This window comes from Kocuria kalidii (assembly GCF_044462225.1).
Lineage (GTDB): Bacteria > Actinomycetota > Actinomycetes > Actinomycetales > Micrococcaceae > Kocuria > Kocuria kalidii.
Genome location: NZ_JBISWJ010000113.1, coordinates 72,449 through 87,582, shown reverse-complemented (window position 1 = coordinate 87,582; position 15,134 = coordinate 72,449). Strand labels below are relative to the sequence as shown.

Here is a 15,134-nt window from a genome sequence, read left to right as displayed (position 1 = left end):
GCAAGAGGTAGTTGGCCTCCGGCCCGCGGTGCTGGTCCAGCCAAGCGTGAGCAGCCGCCAGCACGGCCGCAGTGTCCTTCTTGCCCAGATCTGTCCTCGCCACCAACGCCCGCAAGAGGTAGTTGGCCTCCGGCCCGCGGTGCTGGTCCAGCCAAGCGTGAGCAGCCGCCAGCACGGCCGCAGTGTCCCTCTCTCCCAGATCCGTCCTCGCCACCAACGCCTGCAAGAGGTAGTTGGCCTCCGGCCCGCGGTGCTGGTCCAGCCAAGCGTGAGCGGCCGCCAGCACGGCCGCAGTGTCCCTCTCTCCTAGATCCGTCCTCCCCACCAATACCTGCAAAAGGTATATAGCCTCTAAACCACTGTAGCGGTCCAACCAAACGAAAGATTCTGTTAGTGCGGCCGCGGTAGTCTTTTTTTCCAGATCCTCCCGACTCAGTAACGCCTCCAGAAGATAATTGCTCTCCGAACCAGAGTTTCCGACTAACATTTTAATGGCCAAGTCGGCTGCCATACCAAGCTGGACAGGCGATAATTCACGTCTTCTCAGAAAAGCAGGAACAACATACGAACAGGCGGCGTGCGTAGCATTGCGTTTGATCCAAACTTCACTTATGCGGACTGCACTAATTGCTTGTTTAATATCAAGGTCGGTGCGGCGCAATAGAGCAGTTAACAAATGAGATGCATATGCTCGCGTTCCGTGTCGCTCAAGCCAGGCGAGGGCACGATTAACGGTATCCAACGCCTGAAGATCATCAAGATAGGGTGATTTAAGAAGACGAGTTAGAAGAAAATCTACCCCAGTGTAGTCAAGATGATTGACTGTCCAGAAGTAAGCACGTTCAACTAACTCTGCTTTTTCTTCGGGAGAAAATACCTCTCGGTCGAGCAGATGCCGCAACAGCCGTTCAGCAGTATCTGTGTCATTGCAGGAAAGCCAGCTCAAAGAGGGTTGAACAATTTCGCGACTAAAATTATCAGGCAGATTCCTCGCGGCAACTATAAGCATTTCTCCGACTGCTGGATGCAAATCGACTTCGCTTAGGAACGGTTTCACAAGAGTAACCCATGGAATTTCGGGGCCAGACAATAGAGGCGTAGTCATAAGTGAAGACAAAGTGGCGGCCCCGTCGGCGGGATCCGAAGCAACCATGTTTAGGATCACAGTAGAACGCTCACTGAGCCACAATTCCACACTATCCCGTAAAGATGTGTTTATATGATCTCGGGCAGCACGCTCGTCATATATGCGTTCAAGAGTGACTAAAGCGTTACCCAACATGCGGGGATTGGCTATTGATGCATCAAGGAGTAAATTTAAATTACCGGAATGCGTCACGGTTCCATTCAGAAATATAACGCTTTCGACAACGTGATCAACAACCACGTCATGGACGGCGACCAGCGTGTTTTCATCAGATGTAAGCCAGCCCATTAGAGACAGCATCGTCACAATATGCTCCGCCCACCAACGAGAATCTGCCCGCTGTCCCAGATTTGTCAACATGGTGGTGGCTGCATTTACTGTTTGCGTAAAATTAGCAGGTGTTGTGGCTAAAATTACTGCAGTTGCATGGACAGTTTCATCCACCGTTGCGGGCAATAAAACTGTCTCAGGGTTAGATTGGGGTAATAGGCGATCTTCCAATAAACGGTCACGCAAATAATCGCTAAGGTCTTCAGAAATAAGGGTATCGGTTGTAACCTCGCCAACAGTATGGTTTTCCACAATTGTAGCGATCAACCGAACTAACACTGGGCGATTTGAGCCGGTGCGATCCAAAACGTACCTCAGTCCACGCCGTTCAACTGCAGTAGGAGCAGTTGTAGATGCTATAGCCGAACACACCGCGCTCAAGTCATCTGAAGTAGGCGTCAACTGCACATGCTGCATCCACTTGAGTCCCGCATTTTCTTGGTGGTTGCTCCACCATCCAGTACGGGCACTAGCCAAAACAGCCAGTCGTGGGGTGGAGTCCCTTGCTGCAGCCACTATGTCCTGCAACAATTCGGGATCGAAAGTGTCATGGTATCGGTTTAGATAGTCGACGACAAGAAGAATAGGTTTGGAATTGATCTCACTCCGTTCCATTAAGTAATCCATGACGCCAGCGGCATTTGAGCCGCGCATGTGAAGTACTTCCCAGTCTCTACTGATCGCCAATTCGGCGACCTGGAACAAAGCGCGCGTCTTTCCAATCCCCCCGTGACCAGTCAACAGAATACTTCCAACTGCAGTGGGATCCGTCAGCATGCTCCACAGTGATTCGGGGTGCCAGGGCGCCTCCAAACGCGGCGGGTAGTACGGAAGCACTGACTCAATCAAAGCTGAGCGGTGGTCCCGCAACGTTGCTACCACCGCTGCATGGGACTGCAGACATGCCGGGATTCGAGAAGCGTATTTGATATCAACCTTCACACCCCCTTCGACTCTACCTCCTGGTCCAATCAATACCGCTCCACGATCACCTGACATATTCAGCTCCGCGGGAATTCCTATTGGTTGCGAAAGTTCCGAGCTAGAGGCACCGTCTGATAGGTCGCTTTTTTTGGAGGCGGCAGAAACACTCGGCTTTGGTGGCACCCAGGTATTTGATTTGGATGCTACCCGCCAGAGCGCGGGACCAGGTTTGGGCGCCTGCGATCGCACTTGATCGACACCGGCTTTTACTTCATTTGAGTCGGAAGATTTCTCAGAATTTGACTCTGTGTTTTTATTTTTTACCCGATGAGGAGGTGTCGAAGCCCTGTGAATCTCACGCGGGTCATCAGTTGAATCCGTCATGCGTCCTCCCAGGTCCTGTCATAGCATTACTATGATCGATGCTACGGGACAAGCTTGTAAAGTCTTGAGGTTCGCGCACAGAACGGCGGTGTGGGACTTGGACATGGTGCCAATTTGCGCACCAGGAACGCTCATTCCCCCAGGGCTCAAGGAGCCAACCTCTACTTTAGGAGCCCCAATTACCCACCGAATGGCTATTTTCTTGTCTTCATGTCGCGGGACTGATGGCCGACGACTTCCCACTGGCCGTCGTGCTCCTCGAGGTAGAGGGTGACCTGCCGACGACCCATTTCGTGGACGGTGGCCCCGTCGCGGGTATTCCAGGTCCATTCCACGGTGTAGGCGCGGATGGCCTTGTCCGGAGCGACGTCCTGATTGACGTCGCCGTGGAGGGGGACGATGGTGGGTGCGCTGTACCCCTGGTGCTCAGCGGCCGCGAGCCACGGGGCGCCTGCTGCGTTGCGTTCGGGCTCGACCTGATGCGCGGCCCAGTCGGCGGACATCAGCGGCTTGGCCCGGACCGCGGCAGCGGTTTCGGTGCGATCGGTGGCGGTGTCCCAGAAGTGGAGCATCAGGGCGGCGACCTCGGCAGTGGAATCCACGTCGGTGCGCTCAGCGTCGTCCGGGGTGGCGAAAGTTCCCTCGCCCAGCTGTGGCGGCGCGGTAGAGACGGTGGCTTCTGGGGGACTTTGCTGGGCCTCACTGGGCAAGTCGCAGGCGGCAAGCGGCAACGCGCACAGCAGCAGGGTTGCGGCGAGGCTGAGTGGATGGCGCATCATCTCGGCCACGCACCTTTCTCTTTGAGGATGGGCTCGGGGTCGAGGTTGTGCCCTTGGTAGGGGAAGACGAGGTCGGGGGCGCCGGGCTTGTAGATCTCGAAGTGCAGGTGGGTGGCCATGCCGAAGCGTCCGTGGTTGCCCTCGACGCCGATGATGTCCCCGCGTTTGAGCTTTTGGCCCTTGGTCACGTCCCAGGAGTGCAGGTGGCAGAACGCGAAGCCGAAGTCGGGGTCGGACCCGTTCTCTTTGGCGATAACGCAGCCATCGGTGGCGTTGAACCCGGTGATTCGCAGGCTGGTGGGGGCAACGACGACTCCGCCGCTGCCGTTGCTGGCCCCATAAGTGGCGATGTCCACGCCTACGTGCTGGTTGGCCCAGGACGGGACACCGGCCAGGGCGCGGCCGCCGTAACCGGAGGTGAAGACACCGCCGGGCAGCGGGGTCGTCCAGTGCCCGTCACCGAGGTTCCCGTCCCAGGCCCTGGCGCCTGTAGGAGCCTTGCAGCCGGCGGAGAAATTGCCCTGGGCGCCGTCGAGGATTTTCTCGATGTACTGCTGGGTCTCCGGGTAGGGCGGGACGCCGTGGTGCTCCTGCACCGCACCGGGTCCGGCGTTGTAGGCGGCCAGGGTCAGGCGCACGAGCTCGTCCGGATTGTCCCCGGCGATGGGCTGAACTTGGCTTTTCAGGGCTGCCATGTAGCGGCCCATGGCGGCGATGGCATCTTCGGGGTCGAAGGGGTTGCCGCCGCGGCCGTAGGTGGCCCAGGTCACGGGCATGAATTGGGCCAGGCCCTGGGCGCCGACGGGACTGGTGGTGTCCGGGTTCCACCCGGATTCCTGCGCCAGTTGCGCGGCGACCAGACTGGCCGGCAGTCCGGCCTGGCTGGCGGCCGCGTCCACAAGCGGCCCCCAGCCGTTGGGCACGGACACCACATTAGCCTTCTCGTTGGTGCCGACGGCGGTGGCCGTGCAGCTGGTGGACAGGCCCGCGGCGTCTTCATCCTCGGCCAGGGTGGCCACGAGCATGGTCACGGCCATGATCAGGCCCACCAGCAGTCCGAGGACGAGCAGCGCCGCCACACCGAGGGTTCGGGGGCGGGGCCCTGTCATCAGAAACCTTGGGAGACCAGGGCCGCGGCGTGCAGCCAGGCCCGTTGGGTGGCGGGGCGTAGTTGTCGGTGGTGGATGCGGCCCTGCACCAGGTGCGGGTCGAAGGGAACGATGGCTACCTCACGCACGAATGGGGCGTACTCCTGGGCAATGGCGTGGGCCTTGGTGCTGTGCGAGGGCATTAGCTCGGAGATGACCACCACGGCATTGCGGGCCAGTTCCCCGGCATGGGGGCCTCCGGCGTGCAGAGCTTTGAGGGCGTTGACCCCGCCCTGGGCCTTGTCGGACTCGGTGGTGGTGGCGATGACGACCTGGTCAGTGTGGGCGATCATGTGCGCCCAGTTCTCGCCCCGGGTGGAGTTGCCGCTGTCCATGATGACGAGCCGGTAGTACTTCTCGGCGACCCGGTGCAGGGCGTCCACCTCGGCCCCGGTGATTTCGTGGGTGTTGGACGGCGATTCGTCGGAGCGCAGGACGTCGTAGGCGTCATGCGCCTGGTGGTGGACGAAGGCGGCCAGCTCGGCCGCTTTGGCTTCGGCGGTGAGGAAGTGATTGGCGTGGTGGAGAAGGTCCAGTGCGGTGGAGTCGTGGCCGGCGCCGTCGGTGCGCCAGCCTAGGGAGCCCATGGCTTCGTTGTTATCCCAGGCGAGCACGCCGGCCCCGCCGTGGCGGGCGAACTGGGCGGCGAGCAGGGCAACGGTGGGGGTCTTGTTGGCACCGCCCTTCTGGTTGACGACCGCGATGGTGCGGGAGCCGATCCAGTGCCGTGAGACCGCGGCCAGGTCTTCTCGTTCGCTTACTTCCCCAGGCCCAGGGGTCAGGTGCATCCCGATGCGGTTGAGCATTCCGCGCCAGCCGTGGGTGGCTGGCGCGTCGGCCAGGGAGCTGTCGGTGGCGATGAAACTGGGGGCGGAGTCGATGTCCCAGACTGTCGTGTCCGATGGTTGCAGCGCCGGGGCGCTGGAGGGCGTTGACTTTGCCTGCATGGGACGGGGCTGCGACGCGTTCTCGAGAGTCGGCGTGACGATGGTGGAAGGCATCGGCTCGGCTTCCTCAAAAGAGGAACTTTCGGGCTCGGTCAGCAGTGGCTCCGGGGCCGACTCGGCGGGCACGAGCTCATCGAGGCTGACCGCACGGCTGCCTCGACGCCCGGTCCGAGAGGGGCGGGTGGCCGTCCCGTCGGTGGAGACCTCCCCGTCAGGCCCAACGACCAGGTAGGTCTCGAGTTCGCTGTCCGAAGACGGGTCGACGGCTACGACTTTGACGGGCCGACCCAAGATACGCGCGGTCTCGGTTAGCTGGGCAATGGCATCGTCCATCGAGTTCAGGGGGGTCACCACACCGTCGATGGAGACTTCAACGGTGTCGTCGTCGGTGATCGTTGCGGTGCATCGCGGACGGTCGAGCGCCTGCGCCATGGGGATGCCTTTCGTATCAGTCGGTATCCCCCACTCCGAGGTTGGGCTGCTGAGAGACGTTGTAGTGAGCACGCAGGTGCTCTTTCACGTCGTCCCGGAGGATGATCCAGTGCGAGCCCAGCTGTATGGCTGGCACCCGCCCATCCCTTAGCCAGCGGTAGGTCACCGTGGTGCTGGACAGCCCCAGAACCTCGGTCAGCTGGGCCACGGTGAGTCGCTCGGGCAGCCCGTTGAAGAGTCTGTCCAGCGACTCAGTCATGGAGAGCGCTCCAGCAATCACGGCGGCTCCGGTAGATCAGAGTGGGAAAAAGTTGCTTACGGTTGCACACCATAGCTCGAAACTGCCTATAGTTGAACATGTTCAATTCGTTTCCGTGGGTGACCCACGGGGATGCACCTCCGTGCATTGGATTCAACTTAGGAGCCTAGATGGGCAATCGGTGGACGGGGTTCGTCGCACCCGGCACGGGGGCTCAGACGGTTTCGCTCCTGGAGGAGCTCCCTCCTGAGTCGCCCCCGGTGCTTCGGGGGGCGCAGGCGCCCCAGCGGGGTATTTCCGCACCGGACGGCGACAGACGGCTCGAATGGTTCCCCACGTCCTCTGCTGGTCCGTACTGGTTAGGCGCCCATGGCGGGGCGGGAGAGACCACATTCCGGGAGCTGCTGGGCGGTGTCGAATGCCATCACCGTTGGCCTTCTCCGACCCCAGAGGCACCGTCCCCTGTCGTTGTCCTCCTCGCCCGACAGACGCATCGGGGGTTGGAAACAGCTCGACGTGCCGCCCAGGACTGGGCGTCCGGGCAACACCCGGAGGTAGTGCTCGCGGGGTTGGCGATCGTGGCCGACACCCCAGGCAAGACCCCGAAACCCTTGGCAACAGCGACCCGCGTAATTTCCGGTGGTGTCCCCTCCACCTGGGTGGTGCCGTGGATCGAAGAACTCCGACTCACCGGAGCCGCGGACTGGGAGTCCATGGCCCGTGAGCCGAGGAAAGTCCTCACCGCTCTCGGTGAGGCAGTCGATGAACTCATCTCCGAGAGGACCCCCCAATGATCGACCTCGTACTTGCCGCCCAGGACACCGTGCTGGCGCTGCCGGCCAACCTGCCCGACTCCAGCCCCCTGGCCCCTCCTGGCATTGGCGACACCTGGAACCGCATGGTCGGTGTCGGCAAATGGATCGCCCTGGGCATTGCTGTGCTGGGCCTGCTGGTGGTCGGCGGAAAGATGGCCTTCGACGCCCGCCGTGGAGAGACCACCGAAGAAGTATCCGGGATCATCAAGATCGTCCTGGCCGTGGCTCTGATCTCCGGTGGAGCCTCGATCCTGACCTTCATCGCCGGGGCATAACCACCACCAGACGCAGCCCCCCACACACGAGGAGCAACACGTGACAGACCACATCGAGACCGACGACAACAGCACATGGTGGAAGACCCCCCGCTTCCTCATCTCAGCCGTTCTCGTCGCGATGCTGATCGTACTGGGCGTGGTCCTGTGGCTGTGGCCCGACGGAGAAGAGCCCACCCAAGCCGCCCCGGCGCCAGCCACCACCGCCGAACCGGTGACGGGCGGAGAGTCGGAGTGTGGTTTGGACGCCACCAGCGGCACCACTCTCACGAAAGCGCCGGAAGACGTCGAGTGGACCGCTCTCGGGGCGATCTACGCACCGTCCTCTGAGGAGCACGGACCGGGCACCGTGGACGAGTCGACGGGTGTGCGCTCCTGCTACTCCCACACTCCTGAAGGGGCGTTGCTGACGACGGCGAACATGCTGGCCTCGAGCAACAATCCCCAGCTTCTGCTGGACACCCTCAAGGAGCTTGCCGTTGAGGGCCCCGGTAAGGACATCGCCGTGGGACAAGTCCAGCAGCGGGTCTCCGCAGGGGATGCTTCCACGGTCCCGGTCGAGGTTGCCGGCTTCCGACTGCTTTCGTACACGGGCGAGCGAGCCACGGTCGAGGTCGTACTAGCAGGAGACGACGGGACCGAGAAGACATACATCACCAGTAGCGCAGACCTCATGTGGCAAGACGGCGATTGGCGCTTCGCCCTGCAGGACAACGGCGACACAGGCCCCGTCTCCGGCCAGGTGTCAGACCTAAACAGGTACATCGAGTGGGGACCCCACGATGGCTGAGGAAGAGAAGTGCTTCGCACTCGATGGCTTCTGCAAGGTCAAGGAAGGAGTCAGCGACGCACTCACCGGAGCGGCCGGTGATGCGCTGGATCAGATCGCCGACGGTGTAACCGCTGCCGTGGTCGACACGATCGCCTCCCTCGGGTCGATGTGGACTCGAATCGGCAGCGCCAACCTCACCAGCAACAGTGCACCCGCCTCCCAGGCTCCGGCGCGTGGGGAGTTCAACGCCTACATCGACCTGCTGCTGAGCTACGCGAGCTGGATCGGGCTGGGGGTGTGCATGTTCGGGGTGCTGTTCCTGGGCATCGTGCTGGCCACCAACGCACGCCGCGGCGACGGAGCCGGCCTGGTCAACACCGCCACCGTGCTGGCCTCCGGGGCGGCACTGATCGGTGGGGCCACCAGCCTGATCGGCTTCCTCGTCCCGGCCCGGGCGGGAAACCTGTCCGGGTCGGTGGGCTTCATCCAGGACCAGACCTTCTACCTCACCCTCGCGGTGGCCGCACTGAGCGTGATGATCGCCGGGGCCCAGATGGCCTGGACCCAGCGCGCCGAACCGGCCCGGGACCTGCTGAAGAATCTGCTCACCCTGGCCGTGGTGACCGCTACCGGGGTGACGATCCTCAACGTCCTGGTGGCCGGCACCGACGCCCTGGCCGTGCAGATCATCGACTCCGCCATCGGGGAGGACTTCCAGACCGATGTGCTCCAGCTGTTGGCCCTGGACAACGCCACCAGCGCCGGGGCGGCGGATCCGGTGTGGTTGGGCGGCAACGTCATCCTGATCATCGTCGGTGGGGTGGTGGCGATCATCGTGAACATCATCCAGCTGATGCTGATGGTGCTGCGCACCGGGATGCTGTTTTTGATGGCCGGGATCCTGCCGCTCTCAGCCGCCTTCCTGAACACCGAGACGGGGAAGAACTTCTTCCAGAAGGTCATTGCCTGGACCCTGGCCTTCGCCTTCTACAAGCCGGCCGCGGCGCTGATCTACGGGTTGGCGATCAAGATGTCCACCACCGGGGTGTGGGAGGACTCCGGCAGCGGGCTGATCCAGTTCGCCGCCGGGCTGATGATGATCGTCGCCTCCGTGTTCGCCCTGCCCGTGCTCATCGGGTTCCTCAGCCCCGTGCTGGGCTCGATGTCCTCCTCCGGCGGCAGCAGCGGCGGGGCGCTGGGCATCGCAGCGATGGGCGCGGCGATCCCGCAGGGCGCCTCTCATCTGGCTCGGTCGGGCCGTGGCTTCGGCTCCGACTCCTCCTCCACACCACCGTCCCAGTCCTCCGCCCCTTCCAAGGGCGGACCGAGATCCCCGACCCCTGGACCGACCTCTAGCCCCAGTGGCACCACCGGAGCCAGCACAGCGAGCACCGCTGGCACGGCAAGTACAGCGGCCGCCGGCGCGGCCGCAGCTCCGGTGGCCCTGGGCATGGCCGCAGCCAACGCCGCGCAGAAGACCGGCGAAGCAGTCACCGAGGCCACTCAGTCCAGCGCCGGAGGCAGCCCCTCCAAAACCTCCTCGAGTGGCGGATCAGCCGGGGCAGGTGCCCAACCTGCGACTGGTTCAAGCGGCCGTGGAGCGACCACCTCCCGCACAGGCGCCGACCCGTCTCCGGGCAGCAGCGCAGGAGCACTGCCCACCCCGGGTAACGGCACCGGGGCCCGACCCATCCCCAGCAGTGGTGCCGGCACCGGTCCCACGGGATCACGTACCGGTGTGCGGCCGACCGGCCCCGCCGGCACCGGACAGATCGGAAAGGCCGCACAACAGCAGGTACGTGCGTTCAAGGCGCAGATCGCCAACGAGACCGGAAACGAGGCCCGCCCTGATGGCGCAGACCGAAGCTAAAACCGAGAACCGCCCGCGGGTGTACGGCAACTTCCGCATCCCCACCTCCAAGGGCCTGGCCGGGCTCTCCACCGCCGGCACCGTGCTGCTGATCGGTGGCGTGGTCGGCGGGATCCTACTGATGATGCTCAACATGTGGCTGGTGGCCCTGGGGTTTGAGGCGGTGATCTTGACCTTGATCGCGCTGTCGATGCAGAAGAACAAGCACGGACGCACCCTCATCGAGCGCATCGTGCGCCGGGCCGGGTGGGCCAACGCCGTCTACGCCGGCGCCAACGTCTACCGGGCCGGCCCGATCAGCCGGGTGCCGGAGGGCACCACGAAGCTGCCCGGGGTCTCGGCACGGTCGGCGATCACTGAGCACGTCGACGGCTACGGCCGCACCTTCGCCTTGGTCGAGGTCCCGCAGAAGCACCACTACACCGTGGTGTTCTCCTCCGAGCCCGACGGCGGGGGCATGGTCGACCAGGAGCACATCAACCGGTGGGTGGACCGCTGGGCGCACTGGCTGGGCATGCTCACCGACGAGCCCGGCCTGACCGCCGCTTCGGTGACGATCGAGACCGCCCCGGACTCCGGGTACCGGCTGGCTCGGAAGATCGAGGCCCGCATGGCCGACAACGCACCCCAGTTCGCCCGCGACGTCATCAACGAGACCGTGCAGATGCTTCCCACCGGCGCCACCGTCACCCGGGCCTACATCGCGGTGACCTTCAAGGCCTCCGTGCGGGCCGGCGGGCGCATCCGCAACGCTGCCGAGGTCGCCGATGATCTGGCGGCGCGCCTGCCCAACCTCACTCTGTCCCTGAACGACACCGGGGCCGGGGTGGCCGCACCATTGACCGCGCAGCAGCTGTGCGAGGTCATCCGGGTGGCCTACGACCCGGCCGAGGCCATCCTCTTCGACCGGGCCCACGCCCAGGGGGTGGCCCCGGAACTGAACTGGAGCGAGGTCGGCCCCCAGGCCGCCGACACGTTCTGGGACTGCTACCACCACAACAACTCCTGGTCGAAGTCCTGGGCGATGTCGGTGCCCCCGCGCTCCACCGTCCAGGCCAACGTGCTCCAGGCGCTGATCGCCCCGAACCCGGAGCTGGTGCGCAAGCGCGTCACGCTGCTCTACCGCCCCATCGACCCCGCGAGGGCGGCGCAGATGGTGGAGAACGACATCAACACCGCCACCTTCAACGCCTCCTCCCGCAACCGGGCCACCGCCCGGGACACCCGCGAAACCCGCGCAGCCCAGGCCACCGCCGCCGAGGAAGCCGACGGGGCCGGGCTGTTGAACTTCGGGCTCGTCGTCACCGCTACCGTGCGCTCACGGGGTGAGCTGGATGAGGCCGAAGCCATCATCGAGAACCTCGGCACCTCGGCGAGGATCCGCTTGGAGGAGACCTACGGCGCCCAGGATTCCACCTTCGCCGCCGGCCTCCCCCTGGGTGTCGTGATCCCGGACCATCTCGCCCTGCCCTCGACCGTGAGGAACGCCCTGTGATGAAGCAGAAGCAGCGAGATCAGATCATCCTTCCCGCCTCCCGGGGCAACGCCTCGACCACCGTCCTGGACCGCGCCTTCGCCCGAGTGAAGGGCGGCAAGGTCTTCGCCAAGCCGAAGCGCACGGGCAGCACCTCCGTCACTGCCTCCTCCGCGCGCCGTCCGGGCCCGCGGGGTCACAAGGGCCGGGGGCTGGGCGAGGCGCAGCTGCTGCACCCGATCCGGGAAATGCGCGGCACCAACTACCAGGTCTGCGGACTCTTCCCCTTCCCCATGGGTGGCGGTTCCCCGCTGGAGGGGGTGCCGTTGGGGCGGAACCTGCTCTCGGGGGAGCCGGTGTGCTGTGATCCGATCTCCTGGTTCTTGAAGCTGCGGGTGATTTCCAACCCCTCGGCCTTCGTGATGGCCAACCCTGGGCTGGGCAAATCTTCGCTGTTGCGCCGGATGGCGATCGGGTTGGCCGCCTTCGGGGTGTGGCCGCTGATCCTCGGGGACATCAAGGGTGAGCACGTGGCCATGATCGAGCACCTGGGCGGGGCCGTTCTGCCCCTGGGGCGCGGGGTCGGACACATCAACCCGCTAGATGACTGCGGGGCGGTCGCCGCCGCGAAGCTGCTATCTCCCGCGCGGGCGGAGGAGTTGCTGGATGAGCTGCATTCGCGGCGCCGCTCGCTGATCGCGTCGTTGATCGCGATCTTGCGCAAGAAGCCGTTGGATGAGCGGGAGGAGTCGATCCTGGACCGGTGCCTCGCCGTCCTCGAGGCCCGCCACGCCGAGAGCGGCACGGTGCCGGTGATGGCGGATCTGCGTCAGGTCCTGAAGGACAAGCCGGTCGAGGTGCGCGAGGTAGCCCTGGATCGCGGCGACGACGCCCGGTACCAGGACATCACCGAGGGGTTGGAGTCCTCGCTGAACTCCCTGTGCGGCTCCGGGGCCTTCGGGCAGATGTTCGCCCACCCCTCCACCAACCGGATCGACGCCTCCCGACCGATGGTCTTCGACCTCTCCCGGATCTCCCAGACCGAATCCGACCTGCGCGCGGCGACCCTGATGGCCTGCTGGTCGGCCGGCTTCGGCACCGTGACCACCTCGAACATGCTCGCTGATGACGGGGTGATCGAGCGTCAGCGGTTCCTGGTGATCCTCGATGAGCTGTGGAACACCCTGGCGGCCGGGCCCGGCATCGTGGACCAGGTCAACGCCCTCACCCGCCTGAACCGGGAATGGGGGGTGGGGCAGATCATGGCCTCCCACACCCCCTCCGATCTTCTGGCCGTCCGCGGTGAAGAAGACCGCGCCAAGGCCAAGGGCATCATGGACCGCTGCGGCATCAAGATCCTCGGCGGCCTCGCCAAATCCGAGATGCCGCTGCTCACCGAGTCCGTGCCCTTGAGCATGCGCGAGCAGGAGCAGCTGGCGAACTGGCAGGACCCACCCGCCTGGAACCGCCGCGGGGACGAGGCCCTGGAGTACACCAACGACGACGTCTACGCCCCCACCGACCAGGCGTTCACCGATGAGGAGCTCACTCAGTGGCTGGCCGATGACGAGAACGCCGCCTGGTACATCGATGACCGCACCACCACCCCACCCCCAGGACAGGGAAAGTTCTTCATCAAGGTCGGCGCGAGGGCCGGGATTCCGTTCTCGATGGAGTTCACCCCCACCGAGCGCCGGTCCCAGGTGCACGACACCGAAAAGAAGTGGCACGAGGCCAAGTCCCGCGCCGCCCAGGAGAGAGGCGAACGATGAGCTCCCTGGACCGCAAGTACAGGACCGGCGGCGGGGAGGTCGCCCTGCTGTTGACCCTGCTCTTTGCGCTGGTCGGCATCCCGGCCATCCTCTACGTCGTTGCCAGCGCCGGCCATGCCCTGACCCCGCGCACCGATCCGCTGCCCACCGGGTACTGGGAACGGTCCCTGGGTGTGGTCACCGGAGACCTCCCGTGGCGCACCACGGAGATTGTCCTGGCGGCCGCCCTCGGGCTGGTGGCGGCAGCACTGTTCGTGCTGTGGGGCTTCAAGCGCCATCAGAAGGCGAAGAAGGTCGTCAAGCACGACCGCGCCGCACCGCGCATGGCCACCGTCCGCGACGTCGCCCCCTTCACCGAGAAACAAGCCCGTGCCAAGGCGGATCGCTTCGGCGTCGAGACCCCGGGGGTGATGCTCGGCAAAATGGTCCGCGGCGGTCACACCCTCTACGCCTCCTGGGAGGACACCCTCCTGCACATTTGGGGCACCCGTACCGGCAAGACCACCTCCCAGGCGGCCCCGTCGATCATCGAGGCCCCGGGCCCGGTGATCGCCACCTCCAACAAACGCGACCTCTCCGATCTGACCCGCGACCTCCGCGCCGAAGGCGGCGACGTGTGGGTCTTCGACCCCCAGTCAGTCGCCGGGGAGAAACCGACCTGGTGGTGGAACCCGCTGACCTACGTCACCGACAGTGAGCGGGCAGCGGAGATGGCGAACAACTTCGCCGCCGGCTCCCGCCCGGCCGGGGCGAAGATGGGGGACGCCCACTTCGATTCGGCCGGCAAGGACCTGCTCGCCGGGCTCCTGCTCGCCGCCGCCTGTGGTGGGGAGCCGATCGAACGGGTGCACTACTGGCTGACCCGCTTCACCGACGACACCCCCGCCAAAATCCTTGACGCGGCAGGGTGGACCAAGGAAGCCGACGCGGTGGCCAGCACCATCCGCCAGCCCGAGAAGTACCGGGGCAGTGTCTACTCCACCGCCCTGCAGATGGCCGCGTGCCTGAAGAACGAGAAGATCGCCGCCTGGGTCAACCCCACCGGGCCGGACGATGACCGCCCGCAGTTCGACCCCCAGGCATTCGTGGCCGGCAAGCACACCCTCTACGCCCTGTCCAAGGAAGGCGCCGGCACCGCAGGGCCCCTGGTGACCGCCCTGACCGTGGCCACCGTGACCGCCGCCGAGGAGCACGCCGTCACCCAACGCGGAGGGCGGCTGTCCACCCCCATGGTCTGCGTGCTCGATGAGGCCGCCAACGTGTGCCGGTGGGCGAATCTGCCCGACCTCTACAGCCACTACGGCTCCCGCGGCATCGTGGTCTCCACGTTCTTGCAGTCCTGGTCCCAGGGCGTGGACGTGTGGGGCGAATCCGGGATGCGCAAGCTGTTCTCCACCGCCAACGTCGTCACCTACGGCGGCAACGTCAAAGAAGAGGGCTTCCTCAAGATGCTCTCGGAGCTGATCGGCAAGTACACCTACACCTCGGTCTCCTCCTCGAGGCAGAAGGACAGTGGGTCCACCTCCCGCCAGGACGCCACCGACGACATCCTCTCTGTCGCCGACCTGGCCGCTCTGCCCAAGGGCAGGGCCGTGATGCTTGGCTCCGGGGCACGGGCCGTGCTGCTGCGCACTGTCCCGGTCAGCGCCCGCCCCTACGCCGACGCGGCCGCGGCCTCCGAAGCCGCGCACAACACACCCACCGATACCCGCGCTACAGAGCAGTCCGTGCCCGAGCTCCAGGTTGCTGAGCCGAGCCCGACCGAGCCCATGGGCAACCGGTGGGCGGCGCTGGTGAAGGAGTAGG

At 64.7% G+C, this 15,134-nt stretch carries 12 protein-coding genes; 7 read left to right on the top strand and 5 right to left on the bottom strand.

Annotated elements, in window-relative coordinates; genetic code table 11:
• The 5 genes from ACH9D3_RS16970 to ACH9D3_RS16950 form a co-directional block, all read right to left on the bottom strand.
• A partial coding sequence (locus ACH9D3_RS16970; protein ID WP_396411829.1) for a P-loop NTPase occupies positions 1 to 2,254 on the bottom strand: 2,254 nt, incomplete at its 3' end.
• 725 nt (positions 2,255 to 2,979) lie between these two features.
• On the bottom strand, positions 2,980 to 3,564 hold the full coding sequence (locus ACH9D3_RS16965) for a hypothetical protein (RefSeq protein ID WP_396411833.1): 585 nt from the start codon (positions 3,562 to 3,564) through the stop codon (positions 2,980 to 2,982).
• Positions 3,561 to 4,673 (bottom strand): transglycosylase SLT domain-containing protein, encoded by a 1,113-nt coding sequence (locus ACH9D3_RS16960; protein WP_396411828.1) that lies wholly within the window; start codon positions 4,671 to 4,673, stop codon positions 3,561 to 3,563. The genes ACH9D3_RS16965 and ACH9D3_RS16960 overlap by 4 nt, the downstream gene beginning before the upstream one ends.
• Complete coding sequence (locus ACH9D3_RS16955; RefSeq protein ID WP_396411827.1) at positions 4,673 to 6,091, bottom strand: MinD/ParA family ATP-binding protein; 1,419 nt, start codon at positions 6,089 to 6,091, stop codon at positions 4,673 to 4,675. Before ACH9D3_RS16955 ends, ACH9D3_RS16960 begins: the two co-directional genes overlap by 1 nt.
• 16 nt (positions 6,092 to 6,107) lie before the next feature.
• A complete protein-coding gene (locus ACH9D3_RS16950; protein ID WP_251356605.1) occupies positions 6,108 to 6,350 on the bottom strand; it encodes a helix-turn-helix domain-containing protein in 243 nt (80 codons plus the stop codon).
• Positions 6,351 to 6,520: 170 nt separating this feature from the next.
• Here ACH9D3_RS16950 and ACH9D3_RS16945 point away from each other — a divergent pair, with 170 nt between their 5' ends.
• The 7 genes from ACH9D3_RS16945 to ACH9D3_RS16915 are packed head-to-tail and all read left to right on the top strand — an operon-like array spanning position 6,521 to position 15,133.
• On the top strand, positions 6,521 to 7,144 hold the full coding sequence (locus ACH9D3_RS16945; RefSeq protein ID WP_396411826.1) for a DUF6668 family protein: 624 nt from the start codon (positions 6,521 to 6,523) through the stop codon (positions 7,142 to 7,144).
• On the top strand, positions 7,141 to 7,440 hold the full coding sequence (locus ACH9D3_RS16940; protein ID WP_368801013.1) for a hypothetical protein: 300 nt from the start codon (positions 7,141 to 7,143) through the stop codon (positions 7,438 to 7,440). Before ACH9D3_RS16945 ends, ACH9D3_RS16940 begins: the two co-directional genes overlap by 4 nt.
• A gap of 40 nt (positions 7,441 to 7,480) precedes the next feature.
• Complete coding sequence (locus ACH9D3_RS16935) at positions 7,481 to 8,230, top strand: hypothetical protein (protein WP_396411825.1); 750 nt, start codon at positions 7,481 to 7,483, stop codon at positions 8,228 to 8,230.
• Complete coding sequence (locus ACH9D3_RS16930; protein WP_396411824.1) at positions 8,223 to 10,082, top strand: type IV secretion system protein; 1,860 nt, start codon at positions 8,223 to 8,225, stop codon at positions 10,080 to 10,082. Before ACH9D3_RS16935 ends, ACH9D3_RS16930 begins: the two co-directional genes overlap by 8 nt.
• Positions 10,063 to 11,577: an SCO6880 family protein gene (locus ACH9D3_RS16925; protein WP_396411823.1), complete on the top strand. Its 1,515-nt coding sequence runs from the start codon at positions 10,063 to 10,065 to the stop codon at positions 11,575 to 11,577. The genes ACH9D3_RS16930 and ACH9D3_RS16925 overlap by 20 nt, the downstream gene beginning before the upstream one ends.
• Positions 11,577 to 13,328 carry an ATP/GTP-binding protein gene (locus tag ACH9D3_RS16920; protein ID WP_396411822.1) on the top strand — a complete coding sequence of 584 codons (1,752 nt, stop codon included), beginning with the start codon at positions 11,577 to 11,579 and terminating at the stop codon, positions 13,326 to 13,328. The genes ACH9D3_RS16925 and ACH9D3_RS16920 overlap by 1 nt, the downstream gene beginning before the upstream one ends.
• Entirely contained in the window at positions 13,325 to 15,133 is a 1,809-nt protein-coding gene (locus ACH9D3_RS16915) for a TraM recognition domain-containing protein (protein ID WP_396411821.1), read from the top strand. The genes ACH9D3_RS16920 and ACH9D3_RS16915 overlap by 4 nt, the downstream gene beginning before the upstream one ends.
• Position 15,134 lies beyond the last annotated feature (1 nt).